Here is a 17,545-nt window from a genome sequence, read left to right as displayed (position 1 = left end):
TCAGAGCCGGGCGGCGAGCACGGGCACACCGTCCCCCTCGAGGTCGCCGAGCGCGGGACGCCGGCCGGCGATCGCCATGAGGATCGCCTCGCCGGGTCCGCGCACCTCCGGGCCGTCACCGGCGGACCAGTCGACGTCCGTGGCGACCAGCCGGAGACCGTCCGCGTTCTGCCGGGCCGGGATCAGTGGGGCGCGGAGCGCCTGCGGCAGCACCACGGCGAGCCGCTCAGGAGCGACCGTCCGTGGCCTGCCGAGCGGCCGGCGGATGTCCTGCTGGTGGATGAGGCCGTCCGTCAGGGCGATCCGGCCGTCCGGGAACGACGTCAGGCCGCGCGGCGTCAGGTGGTCTCGCAGGAGCGCCAGCAGGTGCGTGGAGGTGTGGCCGGCGAGCTCGCGCAGCCCGACCGCGTTGGCGCGATCACCGAAGCCGCGAGCACCGGTGTGCCCCGTGCGCCGGCCGAGCAGGGCCTTCACGGCGCGGCCCGGCAGGCCACGCCAGCCGATGACCTCGTAGCTGACGATGTGCGCGACCACGTCGCGGACCGACCACCCCGCGCAGAGGCTGGGGGTGGCCCACTGCTCGGGTGTGAGCGTCTCCAGGAGCTCCGCGAGCTCGCGACGCTCGTCCCGGGCGAGCGCCATGACGTCCAAGCTCAGGCCTCGGTCGCCGTGGCCACGAACCGTGCCAGGTAGATCGGCCAGCCCTGGTCGCCGTCGACGCTGTCCCGCTCCGCCTCCCAGCCCGGGCCGTGCCGGTCGAGGTGGCGGTGCTCCAGCGCCACGAGCGTGCGGGACGGGCCGTCGGGGATGAACTGCACCTCCACCTCGCTGCACCGGTCCGGATCAGTCTCGACCCGCCACTGCGGGCTGATGTCCCAGCTGAGGACGAAACGGTGCGGCGGCTCGAAGACGAGGACGCGTGCCCAGGCGCAGGTGGTGCCGTCCTCGGCGCGGTCGTAGACGGAGCCGCCGACGAACGTCTCGAAGACGGTCTCGACGACGGGGGAGGCGAGCAGGTTGTGCTCGCGGGGCTTGATCTGGTCGAACCGCTCGGTGAAGACGGCGAACGCGCGGTCGGCCGGAACGTCGACCACGACCTCGTGGCGGACGGACGTGCTGCTGGTCAGTGCCATCGGTCTACTCCTTCTCGGTGGGGCCGCCGGGCCCGCGGTGAGTGCCGTCGTCGTCCTCGGCGACGGCCTTGAGGTTGGCGAGGGTGGTTCCCCAGAAGGCGTCGAGCTCGGCCTGCAGCGCGCGCAGGCCCGTGGTATCCACCTCGTAGATGTGCCGGGTGCCGTGCGGGCGCACCTGGACGAGCGTCGCCTCCCGCAGCACCTTCAGGTGCTGGGAGACGGCGGGCCGGCTGATGGGGAGGTCGGCGGCGAGCTCGGAGACCGAGTGCGGTCGGGTCGCGAGGCGCCGGAAGATCTGCCGCCGGCTGGGGTCGCCGAGAGCGGTCCAGACATCCGCTTGGTCAGTGGCCACTTACCGTAAGTTACTCCTTACGGATGGGTGGGGCAAGAGCTCATCGCCACCGCGGGTCGTTGCCGGCCGTCGTATCCACGCGGAGGCGGAGCGCGCCCGCAACCTCGCCCCAGTCGACGTAGGAGAAGCTCGTCGCATCGCGACCGTCGTCGACCTCCGGCCCGGTCTCCGGCTCGTCGTGCGTGACCAGGAGTCCGTCCTCGTACGGGCCGACCGGTCGGTTCGTCACCGCCAGACCGTCGGAGCCGTCGACGTCGTCGACGCCGTCGCCGCGGACCTGGAACGTCCCGAGCGAGCGGTTCCGGCCGGTGGTGGCGTAGACGGCGAACCGGTCGTCGCCCTGGCTGGAGACCAGCACGTACCCCGTCCGGCCGGGACCGTAGTAGATGTCGACCCCTTCGGCGTCTGCCGTCAGGTTCCCGCCTCCGAGGCCGGGTGCCTCCGGGTCGCGCGGCTCGCACTCCTCGGTCTCGGGGTCATAGACGTCGTGGATCCCGAAGTCCTCGACGCGGTCGAGCAGGACCGGCTCGCCGGAGCCGAGCGGCAGGGGTAGCCGCCACAGGCCGACGTCCTCCTGGGCGGCGTACAGGGTGCCCGTGCGCTGGTCGACGGCGACCCCCTCCAGCTGGGGTCCTGCTCCGGGCTCCTCGCACGGCACCCATGTGCTGCCGTCCGGCAGCGGGAACTCGCCCGGCATCCTCAGGTGCCGCAGATCCGTGTACCCGACCGTGCCGTCGGCGCCCGGGGTGAGCCGCACGGTGGCGATGCGGGTGTCGCCCTCCTGCGTGACCACGGCGTAGGTCTCGCCGTCGCCGGGCTGCCAGACGGCGACGCCGTAGGCGGTACGCTCCTCCTCGACCGTGGTCCGGTCGGGGCTGAAGAGGAACTCCAGCTCCGGCGCGGTCACCTCGGTCAGGGGAGTCTCGGCCCGCGCGCCCGCCGGGTCGATGACGAAGAACCGCAGCTGGTCGTTGTACCGGTCCGAGACGACGGCGACGTCCACCGTCTCGCCGCCGAGCTCCAACCCGTACGCGATGTCGACGTTGTTGTAGCGGCCGTCGACGCCGTCCGCCCGCGGCGCCGGGTCCGCCCGCAGCGACTGCAGCTCGCGCGAGGCGAGGTCGTAGACCCGCAGGCCGCCCTCCTTGGCCGTTGCGACGACGATCGAGCGCGCGGAGTCGTGCGGATGCACCCAGATCGCCGGGTCGTCACCGGAGGCGTTGCCGCCCGCCTCGTCGTCGTACAGGACGGGCGTCTCGTTGTCCGTCGTGACGAGCGCCGGCGCAGGCAGGCCGGCCCGCTCGGTCGTAGGCGGGCCCGCCGCCGCCGGTGCCGCCAGGGCGAGCAGGAGGATGGCGGGTGTCAGGAGGGTGGCCACAGAGCGTCGTCGCACCATGCATCGAAGCGTCGCCGACGACGGCGGCGCCGCGGTGACCGTGGGATGAATGCCGTCCCAACACTCAGGGCGAGCGCGTCCCCGGGGCGAGTGCGCGCAGTCAGGTCGAGCGTGAGGCACGCTGCAGCTCCTCCCGCCCGGCGGACACCGCGATGTCGACCTCGTTCCCCTCCGGGTCCGCAACCGTCCACCACTCGGGTGCCTCGTCGTCGTACACGATCCGCCCGCCCGCGGCGAGAGCCGCGTCGAGGCGTGCCCGGGCCTGGTCGTCGGGCACGAAGAGGTCCAGGTGGATCCGGTTCCGCTGGGCGCGCCGGTCCGCCTCGTCCGCGGCCATGGGCTGGAAGACGAGGATCGGGCTCAGGTCCCGTGGGTCGACGATGTCCGTGACGTGCTCGCGGGGGTCGGGCCGATAGCCGAGCACGGCGCACCAGAACCGCCGCACGGCGGGGACATCGACCGCGTCGATGACCGCCTGGACGAAGCGCAGCGGTGCCGGGTCGGCGGTGAGACCCAGCGCGTGCGCAGCCTGCTGGACGGCGCCGGCGAGGGCGCCGTACGCCTCCGGGTCGGCCTCCCACCGGTCCTTGCCGGAGTCGATCGTGACACCCGCGCGGCGCACGTCGATCAGCAGCGGGATCCCCGCGTCGTCCGCGAGCCGGGCCACGGCCAGGGCCAGCTCGGCGGACGTGCGGGAGCTGTCCGTCGGGTAGACACGGTCGCGCCGAAGTGCAGCCGCCAGTCCGACGCCGCCGGGGCGCCTGGCGCCTCGGACGGGACCCGTGGCAGGAGGTCGACCTCGTTGCCCTCCGCGTCGGCGACGGTCGCGTAGTACTCCTCTTCCCGCCGGACCTGCGCGCCCGCCGCGGTGAGCGCGGCGATCCGTTCGGCGGCCGCCGGGTACGGCAGGACGACGTCGAGGTGGATCCGGTTCCGCAGCGGGCGCGGGCGGTCCATCCGCTGGAACCACACCGCGGGGTCGCGGCGCAATGGGTCCACCAGGTCCGGCCCGCCGGAGGTGTAGCCGAGCGCGGTCTGCCAGAACGGCGCGACGGCGGACCGGTCGAGCACGTCGACGGCGACCTGGAGTGACTGTGTGCCGGCCGGGTCGGCTCTCAGCCCCAGCTCGCGGGCGGCGGCAGAGACGGCACGTGCGCGCGCCACGTGCTCCGCGGGGAACCCACCGCGGGCCGGGAGACGGACGTGGACGCCGGTGCTGCGCAGATCGACGTCGAGCTCGGCGCCGTCCGCAAGGCCGGCGATCCGGTCCAGGAGCCTTGCGCCGGCCGGGTGCGACGGCGCGTCGAACCATGCGCCGGCACCGAAGGCGAGCGTCCGCCAGTCCTCCGTGCCGCCGGCCTGCTGGAACTGCCTCGCCGTGAGGTGCCCGGTCGCCATGCCCGGATCCTGGCAGGGCGGGCCGACATCCGCAGGGGGACGGCCATCTCGAGGTCGGCCACTCAGCGTCGGTCACCAGTCGATCGGCAGGTGCAGTGGCTCCGGACGGCGGGCCGGCACCCTCCGCGCGTTGCGCCCGGTAGAGCCAGTACCGCTCGTCCCGGCCCTGCAGGCGCACCGGCAGCGCCGTCGTCTCGACCTCGCCGACCTCGGCGGCGAGCGCGTCGGCGAGGCGAGGTGCCGGCGCGGAGGACCAGACGGCCACCGTCCCACCGGGTCGCAGTGCGCGCCGGACCGCGGCCAGGCCCGCGGCACGGTAGAGCTCGCGGTTCGACGCGTGGACGAGGTGGTCGGGGCCGTTGTCGACGTCGAGCAGGACCAGGTCGTATCGCGCGTCGGAACGTGCCAGCACGTCGCGGACGTCCGCCACCTCGACGTCGACCCGCGCGTCGCGGAGCAGGTCCGGGCCGTGCGGGACGGTGCCGCTGCGCATCCACCCGACGAGGTCCGCCTCGATCTCGACCACGTGGCACCGCGCCACTCGCCGGTCGGCCAGGACCTCCGCGAGGGTGAAGCCGAGACCGAGGCCGCCGACGAGCACCTCGCGTGGGTGCGGCGAGGCGGCGAGCGACGCGCTCGCGAGGGTCCGCTCCGTCCCGACCTCCGCGGTGTCCATGACGAACACGCCGTTGGCGCGCAGCTCGAGGGCGCCCGACGGGCGGCGCAGCAGCACCACCTCACCGCGCGGTGAGGTGCTGCGTGCGAGCTGCTCCATGGACGGTCCTCGCGGGAGCTGTGCCGGTCCGGTCGATGTTGATGTGCCGGGGCGAGCGGTATAGCGCCCCCTTCGGCACATGAATCCCGTCAGCCGCCGGCGAAGGGAGGCAGCACGTCCACGTGCACCGCGCCGGACGGCGTCAGGGCGGTGCCCCCGTCGTCCGCGACCACGCGCGTCTCGCCGTCGACCAGGAGGCTGGAGATGGTCAGGATCCGGCCGAGCGCCGCTCCGTGGGCGTCGGTCAGCCGTGCCACCAGGTCGGACACCGTGGCGCCGGCAGGCAGCGCGACGTCCTCCGCGGAAGAGCCCGCCGCCTCGGCGGCTGCCGCGAAGTAGCGCAGGTGCACGAGCACCGCAGGCGGTGCGCCGGCCCCGGACGTTGCGCTCTCGACGTTCGCGCTCATGTCACCCTTCCCTGTCCGTCACGGGCGTTGTGGTGGCTTCCTCGCGCTCCGGCTTCGGCGGGTCTCGTTCCTCGCCCCGCACTCCGCCTCGCGCTCGTCAGCCACCGTGCTTGTTGTGGTGGCTTCCTCGCGCTCCGGCTTCGGCGGGTCTCGTTCCTCGCCCCGCACTCCGCCTCGCGCTCGTCAGCCACCGATCGCGCTCATCGGTCGGGCCGGCTGCAGGAAGCCGGCGTCGTCGATCCCGTGCCCGGCCTTCTTCCCCCACATCGCCTCCCGCCACCGCTCCGCGACCTCCTCGTCGGACGCACCGCCGCGCAGCAGTCCACGCAGATCCGTCTCCTCCCGGGCGAAGAGGCACGCCCGGACCTGGCCGTCCGCGGTCAGTCGCGTCCGGTCGCACGCCGCGCAGAACGGCTCGGACACGGACGCGATGATGCCGACCGTCCCGCCGGGCAGGTCGCCGGACGGGGCGACGGTGAACCGTTCGGCCGGTGCCGCGCCGCGCTCGGCCGGGTCGTGCGGGGTGACGGTGAACCGCGTGCGCAGCGCGGCGAGGATCTCGGCCGCCGTGACCATCGCCCCGCGCTCCCAGGCCTCGGGAGGTCCGAGCGGCATCTGCTCGATGAACCGCAGCTCGAAGCCGTGCCGCAGCGCCCACGCCAGCAGCTCGGGCGCCTCGTCGTCGTTGAGGCCGCGCATGAGCACGGCGTTGATCTTCACCGGCTTCAGGCCGGCCGCGGCCGCGGCCTGCACGCCGGCGAGCACGTCGGGCAGGCGGTCGCGTCGCGTCAGCTCGGCGAAGGTGGCCCGGTCGAGCGAGTCGAGCGAGACGTTGATGCGGCGCAGCCCCGCCTCGGCCAGCCCCTTCGCGCGGTGCTCGAGGCCGAGGGCGTTGGTGGTCAGCGACACCTCGGGCGTCTCGCCCTGATCGGTGCGCAACGCCGTCGTCGCGGCGATGATCCGCTCCAGGCCCTTGCGGAGGAGCGGCTCGCCGCCGGTGAACCGCACCTCGCGGATCCCCAGCTGCTCGACGGACACGGTGATGAGGCGGATGACCTCGGCGTCGGAGAGGACCTGCGGGGTGGGCAGCCAGTCGAACCCCTCGGCCGGCATGCAGTACTCGCAGCGCAGGTTGCACCGGTCGGTCAGGGACACGCGGAGGTCTCGTGCGACGCGCCCGTAGGAGTCGAGCAGCTCCGTCGTCACAGGGCGTGGGGCGCGCGGGGCGCTCGCGGTGGCGTCCCGTGCCGCGGGGCGCGGCCGGGGAAGCCCGAGGTCGACGGTCGGCACCCGTCCACTGTATCCACGCAGGCCCGCACGTGCGGGGCGAAGCGAACCGGTGGGCCGGCCGAGGGCTCAGCCGGCCTCGGAGGGCAGGCCGAGCCAGCTGTGCCAGCCGTTGTGCAGCACGAGCCACGCGAGCAGGCCGTAGCCGGCCTGCCCGGGATGGATGCCGTCACCGGCGGCGACGTCCGCGTGCCACTGGTCGTGGGTGCGCAGCGGCTCGTGGGTCTCGACGTACGGCACGTGCCGGCGGCGGCACACGTCGGAGAACGCCTGCGAGAGCTGGGCGAGGGCGTCGTCGTCGACGTCCGGCCGGGGCGGCGGGCCGACGACGAAGCAGCTCACCCGTGAGGCGGCGGCCACGTCGAGGACGTTCGCGAGGTTGAGCCTGGACCGGGCCAGGGACGTCCCGTCGAACAGGTCCTGAGGTCCCAGGCCGACGACGAGGCGGTTGTCGCTGTGCGCCCCGAACCGGCGCTGGGTCTCCGCCTCCCACCGACCGGACAGCGCCGACGTCGACTCGCCCGGCACGGCGAGCGGCGCGACGAAGAGGGGCTCCTCCGTCGTCGTGCGTGCGACGACCCGGCCGACCCAGCCGAGCCCTCGGGCGTCGCCCAGTCCGGCGACGAGCTCGTCCCCGACGACGCAGACCCGCATGCCCTCGTCCACGATCACTCCTTCGCGCGATGCTTCGCTGACCGCGTCCATCCTGCCTGCTCCGTGCCGGGCGCCCGGGACGCGCGCCGAGGCCGGGGCGTCGGTGGGGTCAGGGGGTCATCGCGCGAACGCGCGAGCCATCAGGTCGGCGTTCTCCTCCTTGTGCCGCTTCGCGGAGCCGGTCGACGGCGATGCTGCGGCCGGCCGGGACACGACGCGCATCTGGCGGCCGCCCAGCGCGGGGGCGAGGTGGTCGGAGACGAAGGTCCACGGGCCCTGGTTCTCCGGCTCGTCCTGCACCCAGACCAGCTCGGCGCCGGCGAACAGGTCGAGCTCGGCCTTCGCCTCCTCGGTCGGCACCGGGTACAGCTGCTCGATGCGGACGATCGCGGTGCGGCTGTCGCCGGACTTCGCCCGCTGCGCGGCGAGGTCGTAGTAGACCCGGCCCGAGCACAGCAGCACGCGGTCCACCTGGTCGGCCGCCTCGCGGACGGTCCCCTCGACCTCGCCGATCACCGGACGGAACGTGCCGGAGGTGAACTCCTCGACGTCCGACGCCGCCGCCTTGAGGCGCAGCAGCTGCTTCGGGGAGAACACGACCAGCGGCCGGCGCGGCCGGGCGTACGCCTGACGGCGCAGCATGTGGAAGTGGTTCGCCGGGGTGGAGGGCTGTGCGACGACCATGTTGTCCTCGGCGCACATCTGCAGGAACCGCTCGATCCGTGCGGAGGAGTGGTCCGGTCCCTGGCCCTCGTAGCCGTGCGGCAGCAGCAGCACGAGCGAGGAGGTCTGGCCCCACTTCTGCTCAGAGGAGGAGATGAACTCGTCGATGACGGTCTGCGCACCGTTGGCGAAGTCGCCGAACTGCGCCTCCCAGAGCACCAGCGCATCCGGACGCTCCACGGAGTAGCCGTACTCGAACGCCATGGCGGCGAACTCGCTCAGCGAGGAGTCGTACACCCAGAACTTCGCCTGGTCCGGCGTCAGGTACAGCAGCGGGGTCCACTCGGCGCCGGTGCGGTGGTCGTGCAGCACGGAGTGCCGCTGGACGAACGTGCCGCGGCGCGAGTCCTGCCCCGCGAGGCGTACCGGTGTGCCCTCCATGAGCAGCGAGCCGAAGGCGAGGATCTCGGCGAAGCCCCAGTCGATACCGCCGTCGCGGGACATCGCCTCGCGCTTCTGCATCAGCTGCTGCAGCTTCTGGTGGACGGCGAAGCCCTCGGGCGGTCGCACGTGCGCCTGCCCGACCCGCTCGAGCACCTCGGCGCTGACGGCGGTCTGCCAGCCCACGACCGTGCCGGCGTCCTCCTGCTGCGACTCCGGCAGCTCCAGGCCCGCGACCTGGTCACGGTCCGGGCGCCAGCCGCCCTCGCGGGTCTCGGTGAAGGCTCGCTCGAGCTCGCGCTGGAACTCCTTGAGCGCCTGCTCCGCCTGCTCCTCGGTCAGGTCGCCGCGGCCGATGAGCGACTCGGTGTACAGCTTGCGCACCGACCGCTTGTTCTCGATGAGGGAGTACATCACCGGCTGCGTCATCGACGGGTCGTCGCCCTCGTTGTGGCCGCGCCGGCGGTAGCAGACCATGTCGACGATGACGTCCTTGTGGAAGCGCTGGCGGTAGTCGAACGCCAGCTCCGCCACCCGGGCCACGGCCTCCGGGTCGTCCCCGTTGACGTGCAGCACGGGGATCTGCAGGCCCTTCGCGACGTCGGTCGCGTAGTACGAGGAGCGCGCGCTGGAGGGCCCGGTGGTGAAGCCGATCTGGTTGTTCACGATGATGTGCACCGTGCCGCCGGTCCGGTAGCCGCGCAGCTGGGAGAGGTTGAGCGTCTCGACGACGACGCCTTGCCCGGCGAACGCGGCGTCACCGTGGATGAGCACCGGCAGGACCGAGAAGCCCTGCTCGCCCAGGTCGATGCGGTCCTGCTTGGCGCGCACCACACCCTCGAGGACGCCGTCGACGGCCTCCAGGTGCGAGGGGTTCGCCGCCAGGTACACGGCCGTCGTCGACCCGTCCGGGGCGGTGTACTCGCCGCCGGTGCCCAGGTGGTACTTCACGTCTCCGGAACCCTGCACCGTGCGGGGGTCCTGGTTGCCCTCGAACTCGGAGAAGATCTGGCGGTAGGACTTGCCCGCGATGTTGGCGAGCACGTTGAGCCGCCCGCGGTGCGCCATGGCGAGGCCGACCTCGTCCAGGCCCTCCTGCGCGGCACCGGTCAGCAGGGTGTCCAGCAGCGGGATCAGGGACTCGCCACCCTCGAGGGAGAACCGCTTCTGCCCCACGTACTTCGTCTGCAGGAAGGTCTCGAACGCCTCCGCCGCGTTGAGCCGGCTGAGGATGCGGCGCTGCTGCTCGGTGGTCGGCTTGGCGTACGGCTGCTCGAGCTGCTCCTGGAACCACTCGCGCTGCTCGCGGTCGGAGATGTGCATGTACTCCACGCCCACCGTGCGGCAGTAGGCGTCGCGCAGCTGCCCGAGGATGTCGCGCAGCTTCAGGCGCGGGGCGCCGCCGAACCCACCGGTCGGGAAGGTCCGGTCCAGGTCCCACAGGGTCAGGCCGTAGCTCGCGACGTCGAGGTCGGGGTGCCGACGCTGCCGGTAGGCGAGCGGGTCGGTGTCGGCCATGAGGTGCCCGCGGGAGCGGTACGCATGGATGAGCTCGGCGATCCGTGCCGGCTTGCCCATCTCGATGGCCGGGTCGTACTCGACGTCCCGCAGCCAGCGCACCGGCTCGTACGGCACGCGCAGCGCGGCGAAGACGCGGTCGTAGAAGCCGTCCTCGCCGAGCAGCTTGTTGTGGATGATCTTGAGGAACTCGCCCGACGCCGCACCCTGGATGATGCGGTGGTCGTAGGTCGAGGTCAGCGTCAGGACCTTCGAGACCCCCATCTTGGCGAGGGTCTCCTCGGAGGAGCCGGCGAACTCGGCCGGGTAGTCCATGGCGCCGACGCCGATGATCGTGCCCTGGCCCTTCATCAGGCGGGGGATCGAGTGGACGGTGCCGATGCCGCCGGGGTTCGTCAGCGTGATGGACGTGCCGGCGTAGTCCTCGAGGGTCAGCTTGTTGTTCCGGGCCTTGCGCACGAGGTCCTCGTACGCACCCCAGAACTGGGCGAAGTCCATGGTGTCGGCCTGCTTGACCGACGGCACCACGAGCGTGCGGGTCCCGTCCGGCTTCGGCAGGTCGATGGCGAGGCCGAAGTTCACGTGCGCCGGCTTGAAGACGGCGGGCTTGCCGTCCTCGGTCGTGGTGTACGCGTAGTTCATGTCGGGCATGTCGGCCAGCGCCTCGACCATGGCGAAGCCGATGAGGTGGGTGAAGGAGATCTTCCCGCCCCGCGCCCTGCTGAGGTGGTTGTTGATGACGATGCGGTTGTCGACCATCACCTTCGCCGGCACGGCCCGGACGCTCGTGGCGACCGGGATCTCCAGCGAGGTCTCCATGTTCGTGACCGTGCGCGCCGCGGCGCCGCGCAGCTTGGCGGTCTCCTCCTCCTCGCTCGTCTCGCCGCCGGCAAGCTTGGCCGCCGGCTCGTCGTAGGACTGCGAGGCGGGCTGGGCTGCGACCGGGGGAGCCGGCGGCAGGTCGCCCCGGAGGGACTCGGTGGCGGGCTGCTCGGAGCGCGGGTCGACGCGCGTGACCCGGTCGGCCGGCTCACGGGTGACCGCTGCGTCCGGCCGCTCGACCGGTGCGCCGTCGTCCGCGGCGCTCGCCTCGGTCTGCGGCGCCTGGGCGCCGTTCGCGGTCGACTGCGCGGAACCGTCGCGACGGCCCCGGCCGTTGCGCTCGTACTCGGCGAAGAAGTCCCACCAGGCGGGATCCACGGAGTTCTTGTCCTGCTTGTACTTCTCGTAGAGCTCCTCGATGAGCCATTCGTTGGCGCCGAAGGCGGCCATGGGGTCGTGGTGTTCCTGCGTGGACACTCGAAGATCGCCCTCTTCCGGGGTGTGACGGAGATCCCTTCAACCCTATGTGCTGGACCGCGCAGGTGCTGAGCGGCAGGCCGAAAGTGAGGTCTGGATTACACCGGTGGCGGCCTCCTCGGCGGAGGGGACCAACGACGGGTCAAGACGGCGTCACCGACCCGCTAGGCAGGGGTCCGGGCCGCGGCTAGGATCTGCCCATCATGCGACGCTCCCGCCGCGGTCGACATACCGACCCTGACGAGTCCGAAGCCCTCCCGGCCACGCTGGACCAGCCGTGACCGAATGGCTCCTCATCCTGCTCGGCGTCCTGCTCACCGCCGGCACCGCGGTGTTCGTCGCGGCCGAGTTCTCCCTCGTCGCGCTCGACCCGGGCACGGTCGACCGGCGCGTCGCGGCCGGTGACAAGCGTGCCGCCGGCGTCCGGCAGGCGCTGCGCAGCCTCTCCCTCCAGCTGTCCGGCGCCCAGGTCGGCATCACCGCCACGACCATCCTGCTCGGCTACACGGCCCAGGCCGCGATCGCGGAACTGCTCGCCGGTCCGCTCGGCTCGGTCGGGCTGGCCGAGGCCGCCGCGACCGGCGCCGCCGTGGTCATCTCGCTGATCCTCGTCAACGGCTTCTCCATGCTCTTCGGCGAGCTCGTCCCCAAGAACCTCGCGCTCGCCGAGCCGTTCGCGACCGCGGGCTACGTCACCCCGTTGCAGGTCGGCTTCACCACCGTGCTGCGTCCGATCATCACCGCGCTGAACGAGTCGGCGAACTGGATCCTCGGCCGGTTCGGGGTCGAGGCCGCCGAGGAGCTCTCCGGCGGCCGGTCCGCCTCCGAGCTCGCCGCGCTGGTGCGGCGCTCCGCCGAGCAGGGGACGCTGGACGTCTCGACCGCGACGCTGCTGACCCGGTCCATCGGGCTCGGTGCGCTGACCGCCGTCGACGTGATGACCGACCGGGGCCGGCTGCACGCCCTCACGCGCGACCAGACGGCGGCCGACGTCGTGGAGCTGGCGCGCGCCTCTGGGCACTCCCGGTTCCCGGTGATCGGTGACGACAGCGACGACATCGTCGGCCTGGTGCACCTGCGCCGGGCGATCGCGGTGCCCTACGAGCGTCGCGCCGAGGTGTCGGTCGCGTCCTCCTCGCTGATGGTCGAGGCCCCGCGCGTGCCCGAGACCGTCGCCCTCGCCCCGCTGCTGGTCCAGCTGCGCGACGAGGGGCTCCAGATGGCCGTGGTCGTGGACGAGTACGGCGGCACCTCCGGGGTGGTGACGCTGGAGGACGTCGTCGAGGAGCTCGTCGGCGACGTCGCCGACGAGCACGACCGGCGCCGGTCCGGCGCCCACGCCGGCCCCGGCGGGTCCTGGGTGGTCCCCGGCGTCATGCGACCGGACGAGCTCGCGGACCGGGCGAACCTCGTGGTCCCCGACGACGGCCCGTACGAGACCCTCGGCGGTCTCGTCATGGATCGGGTGGGCCGGATCCCCCAGGTCGGTGACGAGGTGCGCGTCGCCGAGGTCGTGCTGCACGTCGAGCAGATGGACGGCCGCCGGGTCGACCGGTTGCGCGTCTGGCAGGCGCCGCACGAGGAGGGGACCTCGTGAGCACCGGCACCGCGCTGATGATCGCGGTCGTCCTGCTGGCCCTGAACGCCTTCTTCGTCGGCGCGGAGTTCGCGGTCATGTCCGCGCGACGGTCGCGCGTCGAGCCGCTCGCCGACGCCGGCTCCCGCTCGGCGAAGACGGTGCTGTACGCCATGGAGAACGTCTCCCTCATGCTGGCCTGCGCCCAGCTCGGGATCACGATCTGCTCCACCGGCCTGGGCATCGTCGCCGAGCCGGCGATCGCGCACGCCGTCGAAGACCCGCTGATCGCTCTCGGCCTGCCCGCCCAGGCGAGCCACGTCGTCGGGTTCCTCGTCGCGACGGGCATCGTCGTCTACCTCCACGTGGTGCTCGGGGAGATGGTCCCCAAGAACCTCGCGGTGACGGCGCCGGAACGCGCGGCGCGCTGGTTCGCGCCCCCGCTCGTCGCCCTCTCCAAGGTGCTGCTGCCGCTCATCGGCGTCCTCAACTGGATCGCGAACGGGATCCTCCGGCTCATGCGGGTCGAGCCGAAGGACGAGGTCACGTCGGCGTTCACCGCGCAGGAGGTCGCCTCCATCGTCGAGCGCTCACGCGCCGAGGGCGTGCTGCGGGACGACCTGGGCCTGCTCACAGGTGCGATCGAGTTCTCGGAGGAGACGGCGCAGGAGGTCATGGTCCCGCCGGAGCGGCTGGTGACCCTCCCGGTGGGCTGCACGCCGGCCGACGTCGAGCGCGAGGTCGCGCGCACCGGGTACTCGCGGCTGCCGCTGCACGCCGCGGACGGCACGCTGTCCGGCTACCTGCACCTGAAGGACGTGCTCTTCGCGACGCCGGAGGAGCGGGAGCGTCCCGTCCCGGCGTGGCGGATGCGTGCGCTGGCGTCGGTGGCGCCCGAGGACGAGGTGGAGGACGTGCTGGCGGTCATGCAGAGCACGGGGGCGCACCTGGCCCTGGTCGTGCCGCCGGGGGAGCGGACCGCGATCGGTGTGGTCTTCCTCGAGGACATCCTCGAGGAGCTCGTCGGCGAGGTCCGCGACTCGATGCAGCGGGCGCGGCGTGCCTGACACGCCCGGCCGTCCACAGGTGATATCGATGACCGGGTCGTCCACAGCCCGGCCAGGGCGATATTGGACGAGGCCACGGGATCGTCGTTATGGTTCCGTGACACATGTTCGGGATCAGGCCCGCGGCACGATAGGGGGACGTGCTGCACCCACCCTCCGGAGGTTCTCCGCCAATGACGGATCGTGCTGTGCCTGAGGCGCCGAGAACCAGGCGGCAGATCCGAGAGGCGGAACGGGCTCGCGAGGCGGGGACGCAGGCCACGGTGCCGACGCGGCGGCAGCTGCGTGAGGCGGAGCGCCGGCGTCAGGGTGCCGAGGACTCCGCGACGACGGCGAGCGCCTCCCGCGACCACGCACCGGCGGCCGGTGGCGCGCCGGAGCATCACCGCCGCTCCCAGCATGTCGCCCGCCTCGACGTGCCTCGGCGAAGCGGCGCGGCCCGGGCGCCGCGGATCGCCGACGAGACCTCCACCGAGGTGCTGCCCGCCCGGGAGGCGGTCCCGAGCCGCCGCTCGCTGCGCGAGCGGCACGCACCCGCGCCGCGACGTTCCCGCGCTCGTGCCTGGGCGCCGCGCGCCGCCCTCCTCGGGGCGCTCGGCTCGCTCACCATCGTCGCGCCGCTGACCGGCTTCGCCGCCCCCGACCGGGAGGAGGCCAACGCCGAGCCGGCCGTGCGACCGGTGGACACCAGCGTCCTCGAGGTGCTCGACAGCTCCACCCAGGAGGCTGCCGCGGCTGCGGCCCCGACGAGCCTGCTCGCCGACCCGGCGGCCTCGACCCGCGCGACCGTGCTGCAGACGTCCCGGGCGGCCGACCGCCAGGAGCGCACCTGTGACGCGGTGGACGGGGCGAGCGGGACCCGCGCGGCCGTCACCGAGGAGCCCCCGGATCTCATCCGGCCGGTCGCCACGGGTGCCTATCGCAACACCTCCGGCTACGGCTACCGCCACCATCCGTTCGGCGGGTACGGCTTCCACACCGGGACCGACTTCGCCGCCCCGATGGGCACCCCGATCTACGCGGTCGCCGACGCCGTCGTCGACTACGTCGGCTACGGCAAGGACGGACGCTCGAGCATGCTCGTGGTGCTGCGCCACGAGCTCGACGGCGAGACCGTCTACACCTGGTACGTGCACATGTACGACTTCGGGATCTTCGTGCACGAGGGCCAGGAGGTCTCCGCCGGCGAGCTGATCGCCGAGGTCGGGAACAACGGCAACTCCACCGGCCCGCACCTCCACTTCGAGGTCCACACCGACGACCAGGGCACCACCACGGAGCCGCTGGCGTGGCTCGAGCAGCACGGTGCCGTGGACATCACCGAGCTGTGCTGAGCCGGCTGCCCCGGGCCGGACGCTGGTGAGCACGTACCTGGCGGGTGAGGGCCCCGTCGCCATCGCCCACCGCGGCGGATCCCTCGAGGCGCCGGAGAACTCGCGCGCCGCCGTCGAGCACACCCTCGCGCTCGGGCTGCGGTACTTCGAGACGGACGTGCGTACCACGCGCGACGGCGTCGCGGTGCTGTTCCACGACCCGACCGTCGAACGGGTCACCGGGACGAGCGGTGCCGTCGAGCACCTCTCCTGGGAGGAGCTGTCCCGGCTGCGAGACGCCTCGGGGTCGCCGCCGCTGCGGCTGGAGGAGCTGCTCGGCGACTACCCGGACCTGCGGGTGAACATCGACGCGAAGGACGAGGCCTCGATCGCGCCGGTGGTCGCGGCCCTGCACGCCACCCGAGCGCTGGACCGGGTGTGCGTCACGTCGTTCGACGACGCCCGGGTCCATGTGCTGCGCACCGCGCTCGGACCGCAGGTCGCCACCGGACTCGGCCGCCGCGGGGTCGCGCGGTTGCTCGCCGCCTCGCGCCTGCCCGCCCGGGCCGCACGAACAGTCGCGGCGGAGTCGCTGCACGCGGCGTGCGTCCAGGTCCCGCCGACGTACCTCGGGCTACCCGTGGTGACCGGTCCGTTCGTCGAGACCGCGCACCGCCTGGGGCTCGCCGTGCACGTGTGGACGATCGACGAGCCCGCCGAGATGCGGCGCCTGCTCGACCTCGGCGTCGACGGCCTGGTCACCGACCGGCCGAGTGTGCTGAAGACGGTGCTCGACTCGCGCGGTCCTTGGCACTGACGCGGGGCGGCTCATCACACCGGACCCGGGCATGCGGCAGTCCGCAGAACCGGACCGGCGACGATGAAGGAGATGGTGCCCCCTGCGGGATTCGAACCCACGACCTTCTGCTCCGGAGGCAGACGCTCTATCCACTGAGCTAAAGGGGCTTGGCCGGCTGGCAGCGCCATGAGATGTTACCAGCCGTGGGGCGCCTGGTTCACACCGTCCCGGCCGTACGGGACGACAGGAGCTCGGCCGTCGAGGGCGACAGGACTCCGGCGCCCCTCTAGCCTGGCTGCGTCGCGCGAGACGGCGCCCCAGCGACCCCGCCCGGGGCGGCAGGGAGGAGCAGGAGATGTCGAATCCGCCAGAGGTTCCGCCCGGGACCGGCGGGCAGCGGCCCGAGGGCGAGAACGAGCCCGAGGGCGGCCACCGGTCCGGTGGCCGTCACGAGTCCGAAGGTGGTCACGAGTCCGAAGGTGGTCACGAGTCCGAAGGCGGTCACGAGCCCCGCGGCGCGCACCGGGCCGACGAGGCCGAGCAGCCGTACCCCGCGGCGCCGCCGCCGGCGGGCTCGCAGGGAGCGGACGCCGAGCAGGCGCCGGCGGGAGGACGAGCACCGTACGGCGGGCAGACCCCGTACGGCGGTGAGCCACCCTACGGGGAGCAGCCGCCGGTGCCTCCGGCGGACGCCGAGCAGCCGGCCGGCCCGGCCGACGCCGAGCCGCCGCGGCAGAACGCGTGGGTGATGCCGACGATCGTGGGCATCGTCGTGCTGGTGCTCGTCGCCATCGGCGCCTACCTGCTCTTCGGGCTCGAGGGCGAGGAGCCCGACCCGACGCCCGCCCCGACGACGGAGACGCCCACCGAGGAGCCGACGGACGAGACCGGCGAGCCCACCGACGCACCGACCGGTGAGACCACCGATGCACCGACGGACGAACCCACGGACGAGCCCACCGACGAGCCCACCGACGGCGGCGACGTCGTCACGGACGACCTGCGCAACATCGTCGACGGGTCCGTCCAGGGCACGGACTTCGCGCTGACCGACGACGGGTGGTCGGAGACCGACGCCGGCGCTGACGCCGGTGCCCGGCAGGCGATCGAGGGCGTCTACACCGACGGCAGCACCGAGATGCCCATCACGGCCGTCGCCTTCGACACCCTCGCCGACCACGAGGCCTACGCCGAGCAGGTCGCCACCGAGCGGGAGGAGTCCGGCTCGGAGCCGACGAGCGACGGCCCCGTGTACCCCGACGGCAGCGGGTACTTCTGGGCCTTCGACGACGGCGACGGCACGCAGACGATCGTCTGGCGCACCGACACGGGGATCGTGCTCACCCTCACCGGTCCCCGGGAGCAGGTGGAGCAGGTCTGGGAGGCCATGTCGATCTGACGCCGTGGTGCCGCGCCGTGCCGGTGCGGCCCTCGTCACGTCCGTGGGCGACCGGAGCGGGCGTCCGG

General features: G+C 73.0%; 15 protein-coding genes, 1 tRNA gene and 1 pseudogene. 5 read left to right on the top strand and 12 right to left on the bottom strand.

Going from position 1 to position 17,545, the window contains the following annotated elements:
• The 11 genes and pseudogenes from ACFQQL_RS14570 to ACFQQL_RS14520 all read right to left on the bottom strand — a co-directional run bounded on the left by ACFQQL_RS14570 (nt 1) and on the right by ACFQQL_RS14520 (nt 11,323).
• A complete protein-coding gene (locus ACFQQL_RS14570; protein WP_382395648.1) occupies nt 1–642 on the bottom strand; it encodes a maleylpyruvate isomerase family mycothiol-dependent enzyme in 642 nt (213 codons plus the stop codon).
• 11 nt (nt 643–653) lie between these two features.
• Nucleotides 654–1,133, bottom strand: a complete 480-nt coding sequence (locus tag ACFQQL_RS14565; RefSeq protein ID WP_382395646.1) for an SRPBCC family protein — start codon at nt 1,131–1,133, stop codon at nt 654–656.
• Between the two features lie 4 nt (nt 1,134–1,137).
• Complete coding sequence (locus ACFQQL_RS14560) at nt 1,138–1,485, bottom strand: ArsR/SmtB family transcription factor (protein WP_382395644.1); 348 nt, start codon at nt 1,483–1,485, stop codon at nt 1,138–1,140.
• A gap of 40 nt (nt 1,486–1,525) precedes the next feature.
• The gene (locus ACFQQL_RS14555; protein WP_382395642.1) at nt 1,526–2,863 is read right to left on the bottom strand and encodes a phytase; all 1,338 of its coding nucleotides are present in this window, start codon (nt 2,861–2,863) and stop codon (nt 1,526–1,528) included.
• 118 nt (nt 2,864–2,981) lie between these two features.
• A complete protein-coding gene (locus ACFQQL_RS14550; protein ID WP_382396146.1) occupies nt 2,982–3,548 on the bottom strand; it encodes a VOC family protein in 567 nt (188 codons plus the stop codon).
• Nucleotides 3,509–4,279, bottom strand: coding sequence for a VOC family protein (locus tag ACFQQL_RS14545; protein WP_382395640.1), 771 nt, complete (start codon nt 4,277–4,279; stop codon nt 3,509–3,511). Before ACFQQL_RS14545 ends, ACFQQL_RS14550 begins: the two co-directional genes overlap by 40 nt.
• A 316-nt stretch (nt 4,280–4,595) precedes the next feature.
• Nucleotides 4,596–4,955, bottom strand: a pseudogene (locus ACFQQL_RS14540) (spermine/spermidine synthase domain-containing protein); the annotation flags it as partial.
• A gap of 188 nt (nt 4,956–5,143) precedes the next feature.
• Nucleotides 5,144–5,461, bottom strand: coding sequence for a MoaD/ThiS family protein (locus tag ACFQQL_RS14535; RefSeq protein WP_382395638.1), 318 nt, complete (start codon nt 5,459–5,461; stop codon nt 5,144–5,146).
• A gap of 183 nt (nt 5,462–5,644) precedes the next feature.
• Nucleotides 5,645–6,751: a GTP 3',8-cyclase MoaA gene (gene moaA / locus ACFQQL_RS14530; protein WP_382395636.1), complete on the bottom strand. Its 1,107-nt coding sequence runs from the start codon at nt 6,749–6,751 to the stop codon at nt 5,645–5,647.
• A 66-nt stretch (nt 6,752–6,817) separates the two neighbouring features.
• The gene (locus ACFQQL_RS14525; RefSeq protein WP_382396145.1) at nt 6,818–7,402 is read right to left on the bottom strand and encodes a GDSL-type esterase/lipase family protein; all 585 of its coding nucleotides are present in this window, start codon (nt 7,400–7,402) and stop codon (nt 6,818–6,820) included.
• A 117-nt stretch (nt 7,403–7,519) separates the two neighbouring features.
• Nucleotides 7,520–11,323: a multifunctional oxoglutarate decarboxylase/oxoglutarate dehydrogenase thiamine pyrophosphate-binding subunit/dihydrolipoyllysine-residue succinyltransferase subunit gene (locus ACFQQL_RS14520; protein WP_417398504.1), complete on the bottom strand. Its 3,804-nt coding sequence runs from the start codon at nt 11,321–11,323 to the stop codon at nt 7,520–7,522.
• 277 nt (nt 11,324–11,600) lie between these two features.
• On the opposite strand from ACFQQL_RS14520, the gene ACFQQL_RS14515 reads away from it, so the two are divergent.
• From ACFQQL_RS14515 to ACFQQL_RS14500, 4 genes are all read left to right on the top strand, one after another.
• Nucleotides 11,601–12,920, top strand: coding sequence for a hemolysin family protein (locus ACFQQL_RS14515; RefSeq protein WP_382395634.1), 1,320 nt, complete (start codon nt 11,601–11,603; stop codon nt 12,918–12,920).
• Nucleotides 12,917–13,966 (top strand): hemolysin family protein, encoded by a 1,050-nt coding sequence (locus ACFQQL_RS14510; RefSeq protein ID WP_382395632.1) that lies wholly within the window; start codon nt 12,917–12,919, stop codon nt 13,964–13,966. The genes ACFQQL_RS14515 and ACFQQL_RS14510 overlap by 4 nt, the downstream gene beginning before the upstream one ends.
• Before the next feature lie 263 nt (nt 13,967–14,229).
• On the top strand, nt 14,230–15,300 hold the full coding sequence (locus tag ACFQQL_RS14505) for a M23 family metallopeptidase (RefSeq protein ID WP_382395630.1): 1,071 nt from the start codon (nt 14,230–14,232) through the stop codon (nt 15,298–15,300).
• Between the two features lie 25 nt (nt 15,301–15,325).
• A complete protein-coding gene (locus ACFQQL_RS14500; RefSeq protein WP_382395628.1) occupies nt 15,326–16,096 on the top strand; it encodes a glycerophosphodiester phosphodiesterase in 771 nt (256 codons plus the stop codon).
• A gap of 73 nt (nt 16,097–16,169) precedes the next feature.
• Here ACFQQL_RS14500 and ACFQQL_RS14495 read toward each other — a convergent pair.
• Nucleotides 16,170–16,245 (bottom strand) — tRNA-Arg (locus ACFQQL_RS14495).
• Between the two features lie 188 nt (nt 16,246–16,433).
• Between ACFQQL_RS14495 and ACFQQL_RS14490 the strand changes: the two genes are divergently transcribed.
• The gene (locus ACFQQL_RS14490; RefSeq protein ID WP_382395626.1) at nt 16,434–17,477 is read left to right on the top strand and encodes a hypothetical protein; all 1,044 of its coding nucleotides are present in this window, start codon (nt 16,434–16,436) and stop codon (nt 17,475–17,477) included.
• The last annotated feature ends 68 nt before the right edge of the window (nt 17,478–17,545 follow it).

The organism is Georgenia alba (assembly GCF_042665525.1).
In the GTDB taxonomy this organism is placed as follows: domain Bacteria; phylum Actinomycetota; class Actinomycetes; order Actinomycetales; family Actinomycetaceae; genus Allobogoriella; species Allobogoriella alba.
Note: the sequence above shows the minus strand (reverse complement) of the source record. Positions and strands in the feature narration are given on the sequence as shown.